Source organism: uncultured Nostoc sp. (genome assembly GCF_964245445.1).
Taxonomy (GTDB): domain Bacteria; phylum Cyanobacteriota; class Cyanobacteriia; order Cyanobacteriales; family Nostocaceae; genus Nostoc.
The window spans coordinates 1-15,504 of sequence record NZ_CAXTNE010000048.1 but is presented as its reverse complement, the minus strand read 5'-3'; the positions used below and the strand labels follow the sequence as shown (position 1 = coordinate 15,504).

Below are 15,504 nucleotides of genomic sequence, written 5' to 3'. Positions count from 1 at the left end.
TGCTCCCTATCTGCGCTGGGATATCTATAACGATCTTGACAATCGCGTGCAGTTAGTTGGCGATCCTCAATCCGAAGGCGGAATCTACTTCCGCAAGAAAGATGGCACTGTTGGCTATCGCAACGTTGATCAAAATATTAACAAAACCTACCCTGGTAGTGGCAAAACCACCGATCTGACGGTTTCTGACCCCGAGTAATATAAATTCATTCCTTCCTCTACTTCATGCAACCTTAGAGGGTGTTTGAAAAGTCGAAGAGATGGTATAAAAGCTCTTTCAGTATATGCTGTGAATAGATAGTAACAGTCTATACTGAGAGAGTAACATGAGTAAAGGGGTAAATATAGCGTAGCTGACACTGAATTGCACGCTTGTAAAGCGCAAATCCCTGAGATGGTTGGATCTCTAGGGTGTGAGGGTGTAAGGGGGTAGGGATTGCACGGTCAAGAATTAATAACTTTCCGAAGACCACTTAATAAATCAACTCCTTCCCTACACCCTACACTCAGTTATAGCAAGAGTTTCACGTTTTCTTAGTGACATTTAAGTCAGGGACTTCCAAATAAAAAAATATTCCATCGCTCAAAGACAAGGAAGAATTTACAGTCAAGGATATCTTCTGCTACCTGCACCCACTACACCGATTTTGTGGCGATAGGAGAGTTCGGCACCAAACCAGCCGGAAAGGCTAGTCAGCGTACCGACAATGAGCGAGATAACCAGTCCCCAAGGTAGTATTCGGGACTCAGGGTTGCCCAAGCGCAGGAGGAAGTTAATTAGACTTAAAACTAGTAGAGAAACGTTAAGTATTAAATGCGCCCAACCTGCGGTGCGCTTGCGAACTCGTTCAATTCTAAAAAAGTCGCTCAGGCCGATCGCTGCTGCGAGTAAGCCTCCACCTAATCCGAGTCCGATTAACCATAACGAAGCTCTAGCCCAGAAGAAATCATGAGTTAACCAGTAGCCGATGTCGCTTCCCAAGGCGGCGGCTAAAAAGGCTATGGGAAAGATCACACTCAGGGGATGTAGGGGATGTCCTGCAATCGCAACTGTGCTAGGTACGCCGCTATCGACATACTCACTGTCGTTACTTTCAATAACTGGTGGAATATTGGGAAAAGGTGTTGAACTTGTTTGTGTTGTGTCTGTAGTTTCCATTTTTAGTATCCTGAATTTATTAGCTTTCTATTTATTTTTAAGCAGCAGGAATCTGTTCAACATAAGCTTCAGCTTGTAGAGTTAGTTTGCCTACTTCTACTTTTAGTTGGTTAACTTGCAGACTCATTCCTTCTAAATCAAAGTTACTCAAATTCAAAATTTCGCTAGTTTGATCTATCAAAGCTTTTGTCAATTCTGGCGATATTTCCTCACTTTCGCCATACTCGACATTCTCTAGAGTAACAGTTTTTCCATTGGCGCTGATCTTGGGGACTGCGGAAAAAGCAACTTGCTGATTTTCACCTGTTTCTACTATTTTCATAGTGGCGTTTAGTGCTACTTTTCCATCACCTGGTAGTCGAAATTCTATATGTTGAGGCTCAATAGTCGTCACTTGGCCGTTAACATTGATTTTTTGACTTTGCAGTTGCGATCGCACATATTCTGAGTTGAAAGCGCGATTAATGTCAGTCTCAGTTAACACAACCTGTGCATTAGCTTCAGTAGGTTTGGTGAGTTCAATTTTGCCGAAAGCTACACTCAGAGGATTAATGGCAACATTAGTCATTTGCATGTCAAATTCCTCCATGCGAAGGTCTTTCTGCATGACCATACCTTCACCTTCAATCGTGACTGAGTCCACCTGCCCCTGAACTAGTTTCAACGGGTCTGTTTTGATGTCTACATCTAAACTTTCTACTTCATCTAATTGGCTAGATAATCCAATTTCTGCCGCTTTATTCAGCGCTTGCTCTCCTAATCCAGGACTGTCTGCCATTATTAAATTTACTCCTATAAATAGCATATACTTGAGTTAATCTAAATAAATTATCATCAAAATCTTATCTATCTGACGATGGAATATAGATTTAAATATTGTCTATCTAAAAGTAGAATTAGATAATTTTATCTAACAAAAACTTTTATTTTTCTAGTCAGAACTTTTCAAGCGTATGATGTAGAGCGGATTGTGGTCAAATATCGCTCAAAAGAAAGATGGTATCTTGATAATTTAATCGTTATGCTACTTTTTATAATGAATGCTGCACCAAAACCTGCTTAAGATAAAGCTTGTAGTGTAGTTTTAAGCAAATTTTTGGGTTGGTGCATCCTTACTCAAATTGATATAGAATATAGTGAATATTATAATAATTTTCTTAAAGGCAAGGTAAAACCAGGCACAACATCTTCACCGCTTAATACTGCCGTAGCTGGATATTCAGTAATTAAACCATCCCGGCGATAAGCAAAAGCTTGCTGATTTTTACTATCAATTAACCATCCTAATTGAACACCATTACTAATATATTCTTCCATCTTGGCTTTGAGTTTTGCCAAGCTATCGTTTTTAGAACGAATTTCAATTACAAAGTCGGGTGCTAAATTAATAAATTTGTCTTCTTCTTCATCCCAACCTTCTGGCAAACGTGCTTTAGCTACAAAAGCAGCATCAGGTGATCTAACAGCAGTATTTGTTAATCTAAAACCTGTACTTGAACTAAAAACTTCACCTAAATCCTGACTTTCTACCCAATTTAAAAAATAGGCTCCTGCTTTTATTTCTCGATTACCAGAAATTCCAGCAGTTGGGGGCATAGTTTCTAACGTTCCATTAGCATTGCGTTCAAACCGCAGTTCTGGGTTTTGCGAACTCATCAGCATTAATTCTTCATCAGTGACAGTATACAAAGACTGCACCGTTATTTTTTCGCTGGTCATGATCATCCCATCGCAAGCTTGATAGATATCTCAATTTTAGGTTGAGATTCAATTACTTCTGTACCCATCTCTTGCTCTATGTTCTCTGCGGCTGGAGCAGTTTGTTATAAAATTGACATTAACACCAGGGCAATATCTGACTACAAGCTGTTTTATTATTTCAAAACAATGCTCTCAGAACGCTTTACCACAGCTCTTACCTACGCCACCCAACTGCACGCCAACCAAGTTCGTAAAGGTTCAGGCGTTCCCTATGTTGCCCATTTATTAGGTGTCGCCAGTATTGCCTTAGAATATGGGGCAAATGAAGATGAAGCGATCGCAGCCCTCTTACACGATGCGATCGAAGATCAAGGTGGCGCTGCAACACGAGAAGAAATTCGCCGTCGCTTTGGTGACAATGTAACAGCAATTGTAGATGGTTGTACTGACGCTGATACAACTCCAAAACCGCCTTGGCAACAGCGCAAGGAGGCATACATTGCTCATATTCCTACCGCTTCCCCATCAGTACTGCTCGTATCATTAGCAGATAAACTTTACAACGCCCAATCTATTCTCAAAGATTATCGCGTTTTGGGCGAATCACTTTGGGAACGTTTTCATGGGGGAAAAGAAGGAACTCTTTGGTATTATCGGGCGCTTGTGGATGCCTTCAGAAAAACTAGAACCACTGTAATCATTGACGAATTAGAACGGGTTGTTGCACAAATTGAGGTATTAACATCTAAATAAAAGATAAAGATATTTTTTCTAAAACAGATACTCCCATTGAATCTAGCAGGTTCTACTTCGTAGTTCTAGTTCAATTATTCAGAAATGGATAAAAGTTTCATGGAAACTAGACAAATAACTTTTTTACAAAGACGATATAATCATGTGTCTCACGAAAAGATTTTGGCTTTTAGGTTCTTTCTCTAGATAAAAAATCTTTCTCCCGGTAGACAGGTGTACTTACATTATTATGACTGCTACGTTACTAACATGACAATAGTAAGACGAAACGCCCTAAATACAACCGTAAGTCCTTCATTAAGTTCTCCAGAAAGCTTGACAGAAAAAGTTATTGAAGCAGAGCGTATGCACGATGTTCTGCTTTTACTGCAAAACTTGATTAATAGTGAAGAAGCCACTGTTAAACTAATTCTGGATTGTCTGTATGATGTTGGCTCAGTCAATCTGATTAACCAAAAGCTTCGCCTGAAACCCTTAAACAGGGTGATGAAATTAATTGCGCGAATGTCCAAACCAGTTTTTAGAACTTTGGCTTTAAGTTGGTTTAAGAAAAACTGTCCTCAACTAATTACTAATTGGCTACATACGCAGGTAACTTTTGAAAGTACTCAAAAGAATCCCCAACAAGTAGCTGTTGAAGTTGCAGAACTTCAACCATATCCCATACCACAGAGAGAAAATCTGAGCCAAGAGATTAAAAATCTGCGCTATCAGGTGAGATGGCTAGTTGGGATTTCAATAATAGCGATCGCTGCTTTAGGAATAACGGCCGCTAGGTGAAACTAAACCCCATAAGTAGCATCGTTATCAAATTTAATAGATCCAGCAAGCTATTTTCGGCGTAAGATTCTCTTGGATTATAAAAATATTACCACTATAAAATGTGAATAAATTTTTCTCCATCAGGTGTTTTGGGAAATATTGGTTTGGCTAATTCCAAGCAGCTAAACTCGTTGTATTGCCAGCACATTTAAATAACTGAAACTGGCTCAACATATATGCTAATTCGTACTATGACTTTGCCCAAGCCAACCTTGGAGGATATAGAAATACATCTACTTTTGGAAGGTGTGTATCAATACTATGGTTATGACTTTCGCAATTATGCTCTTTCCTCACTCAAGCGCCGCATTCAGAGCTTCATGGAATTAGAAGGGTTAGCAAATGTTTCTGCATTGCAAGAACGGTTACTCCACAACCGTGCCTATTTAGAAAGATTTTTGCTTGCTCTAACGGTGAATGTCACATCAATGTTTCGCGATCCCAGCTTTTATCACGCCTTCAGAAATCAAGTTATCCCCTTCTTGCAAACCTATCCGTTTATTCGTATCTGGCACGCTGGATGCTCAACTGGTGAAGAAGTCTATTCAATGGCTATTTTACTACAAGAAGAAGGGCTTTACCACCGTTGCCGCATATATGCCACTGATACTAACGAGAAAGTATTACAAAATGCCAAAAGTGGGATTTTCTCCTTGAAACTCATGCAAGAATATACTCAACTTTATCTGAAAGCAGGCGGCAAGAAGTCTTTTTCTGAATATTATACAGCAGCTTATGATAACGCTATATTTCGAGCATCTCTAAGAGAAAACGTTGTTTTCGCCCAACATAATTTAGCAACTGATAGCTCTTTTAATGAGTTTAATGTCATCCTTTGTCGTAATGTCCTAATATATTTCAATCAGGTACTTCAAAAGCGGGTACACGAACTTTTTTATAATAGCCTTGGCACTTTTGGCATTTTAGGTTTAGGAAGACAAGAATCTATCAGGTTCACCCCTTATGAACATTACTATGAAGAGATAGTCAAAGGTGAGAAAATATATAAGAAAATAGCTGGTGCTTAAAATCTAGACCATTTGAACCACTAAATGAACCTGGTTTAAGTGAATTTAACCGTAAAGATATAGAGAATATGGCTAAAAGTGTATTCTAATCAGCACTAGGTATTTTTGATAAAAAATATTATGAATAAAGTTACGGTCGCTGTCAAAAGACAGCCTGTCAAACATTTTTAATTGTGTTCAGAAGACAGAGTTAGCGTAGACGCAAAGCGGCTTGTCGCTAGACATCGCTTAAGGTAAATTATACATTAAAGTCTTAAAGGAGATTGTCGATGCAGCTTCTCGAATGTCCTCCTGTTGCAGTCATTGCTGGAGAAAATGCGGTTCACGTTTCTCAACTACCTTCTACATGGCAAGACATTGCTAGAGGAACCACGAGTGTTGGACTTTCTCATCCCCAAAACTATGTTGAGATGGCACAGTTGTTCTTATATAAATTAGAGCATGGTGATGTTGACTTGTTTAGCGATCGCCCCCAACTAACTCACTTGATACCGTCATTCTCCCAGCTATTTGGGCAACTGGCATGGGAAACTCTAGAGTTTTTTGGGCAAGACTTTCTTAAGCACAGCTATCCAAATTTTGCAGAAATTCTCCGTGATGTGGAGTCAAAGGGGACAGATTACGCTGATGAAATAAAAGTCGCTCACATTGGCATAGATTTATTCAACGAGTTTGGTTATGAACTACCTGCCAGCTTCTATCATGTGCATCTAGCACCAATTTACCGCGATCATGTTTTTGAAGAACGCGCTTTACGATTTGATCGGCGCGATATCGAACACAAACGTGCTTGGGATGCCATACTCCATGCAGGTAAAGTGTTTGCGATTCAGATGAAGGTGCAAAGTATTGCTTCTAAATACGGTTTTACTTATCAACACGGCTGTGGTTGTAACTCTCACTTATCTTCCATTGATGTATCTAGTGGCGCGTTTGAATATGAACTGAGTCCCGAAAAGCGCCAGCGATGGATTCGCAGTTTCATTTGGACTGCTTGGTATGAGTATGCTTTCTTTGCGATCGTACCAAATACGAGTTATTTAGTGTAAAGACAAACGAGCTGAGGGAGAAATTACTCCCTCATTCTCATTTACTGCCAAACGTAGATTAGGATAAACAAAATAATCCAAATAACATCGACGAAGTGCCAAAACAACGAAGTTGCGTTGACGCCGAAGTGGCCTGTGTCGTAGTTGCCAGGGATGAAAGAACGTACCAAAATTATTGACTGCAACAGAATACCGGTGAAAACGTGCAAACCGTGGAAACCGGTTAGTAGGTAAAACGTGCCACCAAATACCCCTGATGTAAAGCCAAAAGTGAGGCCGTTCCATTCAATCGCCTGTCCAACCAAAAAGTAAGTTCCCATCGCCATTGTTGTCAAGAGAAATAGGCGAAATTTTACTAAGTCATGGCGTTGAAGGGCGCGTTCTGCTAAGTAAATTACAAAGCTACTGGCGACAAGAATTACTGTGTTGATTGTTGGTTCTTTTACTTCTAACCCGGAAACACCAGCTGGTAGCCAGTTGGGGGTTGTTGTTTTGTAGATGGCATATCCGGCGAAAAAACTCAAGAAAATGACGCTTTCAGATAGTAGGAAGACAATGAAGCCAAACATCTTGTTGCCTTCTTCGTCGTGGGTATGTTCTGCGGCTGTGTGCTGCAATTCATGGGGATTGATATAAGTGTCCATTTTGCTGTTAGTTTGAGGGGGAATTTGAAATGCAAAGGAGAGGCAGCGCGGTCTTCTCCCAAGGGGGAGACGCCAAGGGCGATGGGGGTCTCCCCCATGAGCGACTGCCGTCGCAAAGGGAAGCGCAGAGGGACGCGGAGGGTTTTTGCGTCTTCCCGATCGTTTGGCGTTATTCTAGGAGGTTGGCTGTCAAGGGTTCAGATTTGCCGTAGCCGTAGGGTTCGGAGATGATGATGGGGATTTCTTCAAAGTTTTCTACTGGGGGGGGTGAAGAAACTAACCACTCCAATCCAATTGCCCGCCAAGGATTAGCAGGCGCTTTCTCGCCTTGCATCCAAGAAATCACCATGTTGAATATGAAGGGTAAGGTGGACATTCCTAAGAGAAATCCGCCCAGGCTAGCGATGACATTCAAGAATTGATACTCTGGGGCGTAGGAAGCAACTCGGCGTAACATCCCTTGCAATCCCAAGGGATGCATGGGCAAAAAGTTGAGGTTGGTGCCGATGAAGGCTAACCAGAAGTGGATTTTACCCCAGCTTTCAGAGTACATCCGCCCAGTCATTTTGGGGAACCAGTGATAGATGGCAGCAAATAAGCCCATCGTCACTGTGCCGTAAAGGACGTAGTGGAAGTGTCCCACCACAAAGTAGGTATTGTTAACGTGGACATCAACCGGCACAGAGGAAAGCATGATGCCTGTGATGCCGGCGAAGACAAACATGATTAATCCGCCCAAGGCAAACAGCATGGGGGTATTTAGCCGCAGTTTACCACCCCAAATAGTTGCTACCCAGGCAAATACTTTAATTCCTGTGGGGACAGACACACACATCGTTGTCAGCATGAAAATCAACCGCATCCAGCCTGATGTACCACTGACGTACATGTGGTGTACCCAAACAATGCCGCTCACTCCTGCAATCAAGATGGATGAAATAGCGACTACTTTGTAACCAAATAGAGGTTTACGTGAATAAACTGGGAAGATTTCTGAGAAAATCGCAAAGACAGGCAAAATAATCACGTAAACGGCGGGGTGGGAGTAGAACCAGAAGTAATGCTGGAACATGACTGGATTCCCACCCTTGGCTGGGTCAAAAAAGCTAGTACCAACCGTGAGATCAAGTAGCAGCATCACTGCACCTGCTGTCAATGCAGGTAGTCCGAATAGTTGGATAATCTGGGCGCTAAACACTCCCCAGACAAACAAGGGCATCCGGAAGAAGCCCATTCCTGGGGCCCGCATCTTCACGATTGTGGTGACAAAGTTCACTGCGCCCATAATTGAGGATACGCCGGATATTGCCACCGCTAAGAGCCAAATAACTTGACCATTAATCAAGTTACCTGTGGGATTCTGGAGACTGACTGGCGGGTAAGACCACCAACCGGCTTGGGCTGGGCCACCAGGGACGAAGAAGCTACCCATCATCAAAATCCCAACTACTGGCACCATCCAAAAGGCGACGGCGTTGAGGCGGGGAAACGCCATATCTCGCGCCCCAATCATCAGCGGCACTAAATAGTTAGCAAAACCAACCAGTGAGGGAAATGTCCACAAAAACAGCATTATAGTGCCGTGCATGGTGAACATACCGTTGTAGACAGTGCGATCTACTAAATCTGATTCGGGTGTCATCAGTTCTCCCCGCATCACCATCGCAAAGATACCGCCGACGAGAAAGAAGAAAAATGAGGTAACGAGGTACTGGATACCAATTACCTTGTGGTCAGTACTAAAGCTGAAGTATTCTTTCCAATTACTCGGAGATTCGTGGTTAGGCTTCTCATCAGGGAGAAGAATACCTTCAATAGGAACATTAGTCATGGTTACTTTCCTTTCAACCAGGTGAATTGACTTGAGGAGGTGCAGCAGGTGGAACTGTAACCCAACCAGTTTGGACTGATTGATTGGATGTTTGGGCATACTCGGAAGCTGCTTGATTATTTGCTAGGGATGGCTTTTGGGTTGCAGCTTGTGCTAGCCATTGCTGATAATCTTCAGGAGATTCGACAACCACATTCGCCTGCATCGTCGCAAAGTATGTACCGCTATATTGGGAATCGGTCAATCGGTATTTGCCGGGACGGATGGGAGTAAATTCAAAGTCGATCGCATGGTTGGGAATAATATCCTGCTTGAGGCGAAACGCAGGTATATAAAAGCCGTGGAGAACGTCTTGTGATTGCAGTGCTAAACGCACTCGGCGATCGCTAGGTAAATGCAATTCGGTACTGGTAATATCTCTTTCTGGGTAATGAAAAACCCACGCCCACTGTTTAGCTAGTACGTCGATTTTTTCTACAGGTTCAGCTAAGGCATTAGCTGGTACATCTTTTGGTGCTGCATGAGCCGATTGCATTGCTAACGGATTATGCAGGTGAACTAATTCCGATGGGCCTTGAATCCCCATTTGTTCATAAACTTGGTAGCTATAGCCTGCAATCCAAAACACTAACAGAATTGGGATTGCTGTCCAGACAACTTCTAAGGTGATATTACCTTCAATTGAGGGGCCGTCAGTGAAGTCATCTTTGATTGCCCGATGGAAAATAACAGAATACATCAGAGTACTTGTTACTCCCAAAAAGATGAAAGCACCCAGGGTTACTAAGAAGCTAATCAAATCATCAATTAGTAGGGATTCGGCTGCTGCTTGGGGGGGAAGCCAGGAGTAAGCCTGTTTCCCGATCCAGAGACTTGTAACAGTCACTGCGATCGCGCCTGTAAGCAGCGTCAAAATATTTAAAATCTTCTGGATTTTCATGGTCAAGAGTCATTAGTCATTGGTCATTAGTCATTGGTCATTGGTCATTGGTCATTAGTCATTGGTCATTGGTCATTGGTCGATGGTTAGTAACTTTAAACAAATGACATAGACGCTTCTGCGGCTTCCCGCAGGGTAGGACAAAGGAAAATTGACAAATGACTTATTTGAGTGTTGTGTTGAGGTCTTGGTGCGATCGCAGCAAATTATCTGCTGTATTGTGTATGCCAAACTCGGTAGCCATTTGCGCCCCTAGTGTGCCGTGGACGTACAGAATGAACATGATTGCTATGCCTGCCACCAGATAGATCCATTGCACTTCTCTATCTGTCTGTTTATATTCTTGTTTGGCCCAAACGAAGCGCTGCCATCCTCTCCAGATGGTCAGGACAACAATCAGCGCTAATAACAACACACCACCTACACCATGCCAAAGCATAGTTTCCATTGCCTGCAATCCCCAGGCACTTTTCATATCAGCTGGTGGTGTTGCCAACAGCATTTCGTAAAAGCCTGCTCCCACTGTGAAAAATGTAATGATGCTGGCAGCTAACATGTTGTACCAGCCAACATTAAATAAGTTGTCACGTTCCACAGTAATTGCCAAAAATTTGAAGACCCATTTTTCAAAGGGGAACAAAACACCAACAATATCAAAGGTCATCCCAATGATGAACAAACCTATTGTCAGATGGACTAAGTTGGGATGAATGGGAATTGTGTAAGGTAATCCGTTTGCGCCTAGAGAGCCGCTCAATTGATCAATTAATTCTGAGTTCATCGCAACAGACCATCCTTTACTGCTTCCACAACTGGCACTGTATGCAATCCATACACCCAAACAAGTTCATCTCCGAGATATACTTGCAAGCCAACTATTAAAGTTAAAACTAGTCCGGCTCCCAAATAATAAATTGGTACTTTTTGCGGGTTGCGGGCACGAATTACATAGCGCCAAGCTGTAATCGCCGTGATGATTCCCGAAAGCGACCAACCAATCAGCGTATGCAAGTTCAGCACCGATTTAGCTAGGCTGTAAGGTTGTGCTAAACCCGCTTCAAACTGACCAAAAATAATCGCGACGAAGATGGCGATCGTGGCAACTAACATGTTCCACCAACTCACCTCAAAAAGACTGGATTTCCCAGTAAAATAGCCAACTACATCGCAGAAAAAGGAAAATAACACCATCGCAATTACGAAGTGGACAACGATGGGATGAATCGTATCTGGATAGGGCAAATTGTGGTCGTTCAATGATGTAAAATACTCAAGCATTGTATTCTCCTGGACATATCTACCGCACTGTGGTCAATCAATTTTGGATTGCCAATTTTGGATTTTCGATTTATTCTGTCCTTGACGAGATATAAACCAGAAGACCTTAATCCAAAATTGCTAGTTAAACTTCAATGATTGACGGATACTCACTAACATCACTACAAGTATCTATCTATAATTGACCGAAATCTGTTCAATATGTGCGCGGCGCAATACGCTTAATCATGTCTTAGCTTTTTGTAGACAAATTTAGTAAACTTGCCTTTAGGTAATGATTTTTGTTGCGATTAATTTCCTCATGCCAATAGTCTGCAACAGCAATTTTTGATGTAGCTAAACCAAATCGCTGTCGTTTGTTGATTTGCTTAACCTATCTTTTAGCTTAAGTAAATTTTTATGAATTGTCAAAACAATAATAATTAAACTTTTAAAAGTTAGTTAGTTAGCAAAAATATATTTCTATAATGTATCGATTCTGGCATTAACTAAAATTCAAAAAAACCATAGAAATCATATTTTTTATGTAAAGTATTTCACAATTATAAAATTTTTAATTGTAATGTAAATGACAAAAATATATAATTTTGGTTAGTGGGTATAAAAGCAAGTCAAGGTAAGTTAGTAGCTGTAGTGGAACTGGAGAATGCTGAAAGGATTTGATAAGCCATCAGGTCACACTAACAGGTGTGAGGATAAAACAAGTGGCATTTGAAATTGTGGTCATTGGTACTTCTTTGGGCGGATTATCAGCCTTAAAAATTCTCTTGGGTAATTTACCAGCAGACTTTCTAGTGCCGATCGCGATCGTGCAACACCGTCACAAGGAGTCTAACAACACACTCCAGGAGTTATTACAAGAATATACTTCGTTGCCGATTCGAGAAGTGGAAGACAAAGACGAAATACTACCAGGACATATCTACATAGCTCCAGCAGATTATCACTTATTGGTTGAACCAGGTCACTTTGCCCTCTCGACTGATGAGCCTGTTTCTTATGCCAGACCATCTATCGATGTGCTATTTGAGTCAGCAGCCGATGTCTACAGTGAGCAAGTTATTGGTGTAATATTGACAGGAGCAAACCAAGATGGTATGCAAGGTCTTAAGAAAATAAAAGCGCGGGGAGGGCTTACTATCGTACAAGAACCTGCTACAGCTGAGAGCAATGTTATGCCAGAAGCAGCAATTTCTGCTGTTGCAGTAGACTGGATTTTAACACTTTCAAACATTGCTTCCCAAATGGTTAAGCTTTGTCATTAATCACGGAAAAAAAACCATGCAGATGGAACCCAAAGTAAACATCCTCCTAGTGGATGATAAACTAGAAAATTTGCTAGCACTAGAAGCAATCCTGGAAAAACTGGGAGAGAATCTGGTGAGAGCTACTTCTGGGGAAGAAGCTTTGAGGTGTCTGCTACATCAAGACTTTGCAGTGATTTTGCTAGATGTGCAAATGCCAGGGATGGATGGCTTTGAAACTGCAACCTTGATTCGCAATCGGGGGCGATCGCGTCACACTCCAATTATCTTTCTCACCGCCTTTAGCACCAGCGACCAAATGCTGTTTAAAGGCTATGCCTTGGGTGCAGTTGATTATTTGCTCAAACCATTAGACCCGAATATTTTGACTTCTAAAGTCACAGTATTCGTAGAACTATTTAAGAAAACAGAAGCTGTCAAGCAACAAGCAGCGCAACTGGTAGCTGTCAATGCGGAACTCAGGCAAAGTGAAGAACGATTGCGATCGCTGAGTACCTGTTCACCCGTTGGCATTTTTGAAATTGATACTGAAGGAGGATGTAGATATACTAATCCTCGCTATCAGATAATTTGTGGTTTGAAAGCGGCAGAGAGTTTAGAAAAAAGATGGCTAGAATCTGTTCATCCAGAAGATAGAGAACGAGCAGTTACCACTTGGTCTAGCTACATTTGTGAAGGTCGTGACTACTCTGAAGAGTTTCGCTTTCAAACTGCTTATGGTATCGTCCGTTGGGTTCAAGTTCGCTCATCACCCATGCTTTCCGGTCAAGGAGAATTGCTGGGATATGTAGGTACTCTCGAAGATATTACTGAACGCAAACAAGCAGAAGAAGTCCGCGCCCAAGTGATTCGAGAACAGACAGCAAGAGCCGAAGCAGAAGCAGCAAATCGAATGAAAGATGAGTTTCTCGCCGTTCTCTCCCACGAACTCCGCACACCTTTAACCTCAATGCTGGGCTGGTCAAAAATTCTCCGCTCTAAGAAACTTGACGAAAAAGCCACTTCCCGCGCTCTTGAAGCCATTGAACGCAACGCCATATCTCAGATGCAACTAATTGAGGATATCTTAGACGTATCCCGGATTATCCGTGGTCAGTTGCGGTTAAATGTATCTGCGGTGAATCTGCTCGCGGTAACAGAGGCAGCCTTAGAGGCAGTACGTCCCCTAGCAGAACCAAAAGAGATTAAATTAAATACTGTTTTGGATACTTCGGTCGGGTCAGTTTATGGCGATCTAACTCGTTTACAGCAAGTCGTCTGGAACCTACTAACTAATGCGATTAAGTTTACCCCGAAGGGTGGCAGGGTAGATGTGAATCTGTCAGTAGTCTGTGGTGAAGAACAACAAACAACTCACAAATACGCCCAAATTCAAGTTATCGATACAGGGATTGGCATCAGTTCCGAGTTTTTGCCCAAAGTATTTGAGCGTTTCCGGCAAGCAGATAGCACCACAACGCGATCGCACAATGGACTAGGACTAGGACTAGCGATCGTCCGTCATCTAGTAGAACTGCACAAGGGTACAATCTTTGCCGAAAGTCCAGGCACAGGAGAAGGAGCAACCTTTACTGTGAGACTACCACTGCTACAAGACAATAGGGGAAGCAGAGCGAGTAGAGAAGCCACAGGAGAAATTTCTTCATCTGTGGCATCGACGCCTCTTGCTGGATTAAGAGTTTTAGTTGTAGATGATGAAGCAGATACCCGTAACTTTCTCAGTTTTATGTTTGAGGAGTATGGAGCATTTACCACTACGGTAGCATCAGTTGATGAAGCGTTGGCAGTAATTGAACAAGCAAAACCAGATATCCTAATTAGCGACATCGGCATGTCAGAGCAAGATGGTTATACGCTGATTCGCAAACTGCGCTCTTTGGAACCAGAAAAAGGTGGACGTATCCCAGCGATCGCTTTAACAGCCTACACGCGAGAGGAAGACCGCATAGAAGCCCTTTCAGCAGGGTTTCAGCAACATTTATCTAAGCCAATTGACCCCACTAAATTGATTGCTATGGTTGCCGATGTATTAAAGCTACCTGTGGAAGTTCCAGTAGGTTGATTTTGAACTGGGCAGGGGGCAGGGAGCAAGGGAGAAGAATTTTCCCCTCTTCCCCCTGCACCCTGCCCCTCTGCCCTCTGCCTCTTTGCCAATGCCCAATTTCAAATCAAGACAAAGTTAAGGCATGTTTTTTCAATTCGTCTAGGGAAACCATTTCTAAAGCTCTAGCATGGGTTGCAGAGAGGATGACGGGTGGAGCAACACCAGCATCGAGAGCTTCTTGCCAGCGAGAAGCACATAAACACCAGCGATCGCCAGGCTTCAGTCCAGGGAAATTAGAACCAGGAACAGGTGTGCTCAGGTCGTTCCCGTGGGATTTGGTGAACTCCAGGAATTCTGAAGTAACTTCGGCACATACAACGTGCGAACCGAAATCCTGACCACCTGTGCGACAAAAACCGTCGCGGTAAAACCCAGTCATCGGAGAAGTGCAGCAGGCTTCTAAGTTTCCACCGATTACGTTTTTAGCTTCTGTCATTGTTAATTAGTTGTACTTGATTTTTTGGCTTCCATATAAGCCTATATTGACATTTCCTACTTGAATAAAAATCGCTATCCTTTATTAATTTGGAAAAGCAGTGAATTTTAGAATCACTACTCATACCAAATTGTCAACTTTACAGTTATTCAAAATGGTGCAATATCTCAGTAGAAAATCCAATAAAAACCCCTGGTAGTTAGCCAGGGGTAATGCAAGTCAGTACTTTTCGCATGGAATGTATCCTACTTAAACACCATAGCAATCGTCTAATTTAGAGATATGCCATTTTGCCAAACAAAAAAAGCCCCCAGTGGTAAACCGAGGGTTAATTTTTTTGGAATAGCGGTAATCTACAAAACTATTATTCCCAGTCCAGTAGGCAATAGAACCAAAATAGAATAAGAATTTCTACAGCTATATATATAGCGTTTCCTAATCATACAAGGTACATTATAGTCCCCTCTCAAAGAGCAGGGAGGGGGTTGGGGGTG

Annotated in this window: 16 protein-coding genes; 7 read left to right on the top strand and 9 right to left on the bottom strand. The window is 42.2% G+C overall.

Annotated elements, in window-relative coordinates; translation table 11 throughout:
• A partial coding sequence (locus ACFE90_RS11225) for a hypothetical protein (RefSeq protein ID WP_375500449.1) occupies window positions 1-199 on the top strand: 199 nt, incomplete at its 5' end.
• Window positions 200-607: 408 nt separating this feature from the next.
• Here ACFE90_RS11225 and ACFE90_RS11220 read toward each other — a convergent pair.
• The 3 genes from ACFE90_RS11220 to ACFE90_RS11210 all read right to left on the bottom strand — a co-directional run bounded on the left by ACFE90_RS11220 (window position 608) and on the right by ACFE90_RS11210 (window position 2,878).
• Window positions 608-1,159 (bottom strand): DUF2231 domain-containing protein, encoded by a 552-nt coding sequence (locus ACFE90_RS11220; protein ID WP_375500447.1) that lies wholly within the window; start codon window positions 1,157-1,159, stop codon window positions 608-610.
• 37 nt (window positions 1,160-1,196) lie between these two features.
• Window positions 1,197-1,937 (bottom strand): DUF2993 domain-containing protein, encoded by a 741-nt coding sequence (locus tag ACFE90_RS11215; protein ID WP_375500445.1) that lies wholly within the window; start codon window positions 1,935-1,937, stop codon window positions 1,197-1,199.
• A gap of 365 nt (window positions 1,938-2,302) precedes the next feature.
• Entirely contained in the window at window positions 2,303-2,878 is a 576-nt protein-coding gene (locus tag ACFE90_RS11210) for a Uma2 family endonuclease (RefSeq protein ID WP_375500443.1), read from the bottom strand.
• A gap of 168 nt (window positions 2,879-3,046) precedes the next feature.
• On the opposite strand from ACFE90_RS11210, the gene ACFE90_RS11205 reads away from it, so the two are divergent.
• The 4 genes from ACFE90_RS11205 (at window position 3,047) to ACFE90_RS11190 (ending at window position 6,512) form a co-directional block, all read left to right on the top strand.
• Window positions 3,047-3,613, top strand: coding sequence for an HD domain-containing protein (locus ACFE90_RS11205; protein ID WP_375500493.1), 567 nt, complete (start codon window positions 3,047-3,049; stop codon window positions 3,611-3,613).
• Window positions 3,614-3,862: 249 nt separating this feature from the next.
• Window positions 3,863-4,393, top strand: coding sequence for a hypothetical protein (locus ACFE90_RS11200; protein WP_375500441.1), 531 nt, complete (start codon window positions 3,863-3,865; stop codon window positions 4,391-4,393).
• A gap of 233 nt (window positions 4,394-4,626) precedes the next feature.
• Window positions 4,627-5,463: a CheR family methyltransferase gene (locus ACFE90_RS11195; protein WP_375500491.1), complete on the top strand. Its 837-nt coding sequence runs from the start codon at window positions 4,627-4,629 to the stop codon at window positions 5,461-5,463.
• A 269-nt stretch (window positions 5,464-5,732) separates the two neighbouring features.
• Window positions 5,733-6,512 (top strand): hypothetical protein, encoded by a 780-nt coding sequence (locus ACFE90_RS11190; RefSeq protein ID WP_375500439.1) that lies wholly within the window; start codon window positions 5,733-5,735, stop codon window positions 6,510-6,512.
• A 41-nt stretch (window positions 6,513-6,553) separates the two neighbouring features.
• On the opposite strand, the gene ACFE90_RS11185 is transcribed toward ACFE90_RS11190, so the two are convergent.
• The 5 genes from ACFE90_RS11185 to ACFE90_RS11165 form a co-directional block, all read right to left on the bottom strand.
• Window positions 6,554-7,156, bottom strand: a complete 603-nt coding sequence (locus tag ACFE90_RS11185; RefSeq protein ID WP_375500437.1) for a heme-copper oxidase subunit III — start codon at window positions 7,154-7,156, stop codon at window positions 6,554-6,556.
• 169 nt (window positions 7,157-7,325) lie between these two features.
• Window positions 7,326-8,987, bottom strand: coding sequence for a cytochrome c oxidase subunit I (ctaD, locus tag ACFE90_RS11180; RefSeq protein WP_375500435.1), 1,662 nt, complete (start codon window positions 8,985-8,987; stop codon window positions 7,326-7,328).
• 13 nt (window positions 8,988-9,000) lie between these two features.
• Window positions 9,001-9,927 carry a cytochrome c oxidase subunit II gene (locus ACFE90_RS11175; RefSeq protein WP_375500433.1) on the bottom strand — a complete coding sequence of 309 codons (927 nt, stop codon included), beginning with the start codon at window positions 9,925-9,927 and terminating at the stop codon, window positions 9,001-9,003.
• A gap of 163 nt (window positions 9,928-10,090) precedes the next feature.
• The gene (locus ACFE90_RS11170; protein WP_375500431.1) at window positions 10,091-10,708 is read right to left on the bottom strand and encodes a DUF2231 domain-containing protein; all 618 of its coding nucleotides are present in this window, start codon (window positions 10,706-10,708) and stop codon (window positions 10,091-10,093) included.
• Complete coding sequence (locus ACFE90_RS11165) at window positions 10,705-11,205, bottom strand: DUF2231 domain-containing protein (RefSeq protein ID WP_375500429.1); 501 nt, start codon at window positions 11,203-11,205, stop codon at window positions 10,705-10,707. The genes ACFE90_RS11170 and ACFE90_RS11165 overlap by 4 nt, the downstream gene beginning before the upstream one ends.
• Window positions 11,206-11,909: 704 nt before the next feature.
• Between ACFE90_RS11165 and ACFE90_RS11160 the strand changes: the two genes are divergently transcribed.
• Together ACFE90_RS11160 and ACFE90_RS11155 are read left to right on the top strand one after the other, a co-directional pair.
• The gene (locus tag ACFE90_RS11160) at window positions 11,910-12,470 is read left to right on the top strand and encodes a chemotaxis protein CheB (protein WP_375500427.1); all 561 of its coding nucleotides are present in this window, start codon (window positions 11,910-11,912) and stop codon (window positions 12,468-12,470) included.
• A gap of 16 nt (window positions 12,471-12,486) precedes the next feature.
• The gene (locus ACFE90_RS11155) at window positions 12,487-14,532 is read left to right on the top strand and encodes a response regulator (RefSeq protein WP_375500425.1); all 2,046 of its coding nucleotides are present in this window, start codon (window positions 12,487-12,489) and stop codon (window positions 14,530-14,532) included.
• A gap of 106 nt (window positions 14,533-14,638) precedes the next feature.
• Here ACFE90_RS11155 and ACFE90_RS11150 read toward each other — a convergent pair whose 3' ends face one another.
• A complete protein-coding gene (locus ACFE90_RS11150; protein ID WP_375500423.1) occupies window positions 14,639-15,010 on the bottom strand; it encodes a DUF2237 family protein in 372 nt (123 codons plus the stop codon).
• Window positions 15,011-15,504 lie beyond the last annotated feature (494 nt).

Coding starts and splice junctions, on each gene's coding strand:
- ACFE90_RS11220 (WP_375500447.1), bottom strand. CDS start 1,159: ATGGAAACTACAGACACAACACAAACAAGTTCAACACCTTTTCCCAAT.
- ACFE90_RS11215 (WP_375500445.1), bottom strand. CDS start 1,937: ATGGCAGACAGTCCTGGATTAGGAGAGCAAGCGCTGAATAAAGCGGCA.
- ACFE90_RS11210 (WP_375500443.1), bottom strand. CDS start 2,878: ATGACCAGCGAAAAAATAACGGTGCAGTCTTTGTATACTGTCACTGAT.
- ACFE90_RS11205 (WP_375500493.1), top strand. CDS start 3,047: ATGCTCTCAGAACGCTTTACCACAGCTCTTACCTACGCCACCCAACTG.
- ACFE90_RS11200 (WP_375500441.1), top strand. CDS start 3,863: ATGACAATAGTAAGACGAAACGCCCTAAATACAACCGTAAGTCCTTCA.
- ACFE90_RS11195 (WP_375500491.1), top strand. CDS start 4,627: ATGACTTTGCCCAAGCCAACCTTGGAGGATATAGAAATACATCTACTT.
- ACFE90_RS11190 (WP_375500439.1), top strand. CDS start 5,733: ATGCAGCTTCTCGAATGTCCTCCTGTTGCAGTCATTGCTGGAGAAAAT.
- ACFE90_RS11185 (WP_375500437.1), bottom strand. CDS start 7,156: ATGGACACTTATATCAATCCCCATGAATTGCAGCACACAGCCGCAGAA.
- ctaD (WP_375500435.1), bottom strand. CDS start 8,987: ATGACTAATGTTCCTATTGAAGGTATTCTTCTCCCTGATGAGAAGCCT.
- ACFE90_RS11175 (WP_375500433.1), bottom strand. CDS start 9,927: ATGAAAATCCAGAAGATTTTAAATATTTTGACGCTGCTTACAGGCGCG.
- ACFE90_RS11170 (WP_375500431.1), bottom strand. CDS start 10,708: ATGAACTCAGAATTAATTGATCAATTGAGCGGCTCTCTAGGCGCAAAC.
- ACFE90_RS11165 (WP_375500429.1), bottom strand. CDS start 11,205: ATGCTTGAGTATTTTACATCATTGAACGACCACAATTTGCCCTATCCA.
- ACFE90_RS11155 (WP_375500425.1), top strand. CDS start 12,487: ATGCAGATGGAACCCAAAGTAAACATCCTCCTAGTGGATGATAAACTA.
- ACFE90_RS11150 (WP_375500423.1), bottom strand. CDS start 15,010: ATGACAGAAGCTAAAAACGTAATCGGTGGAAACTTAGAAGCCTGCTGC.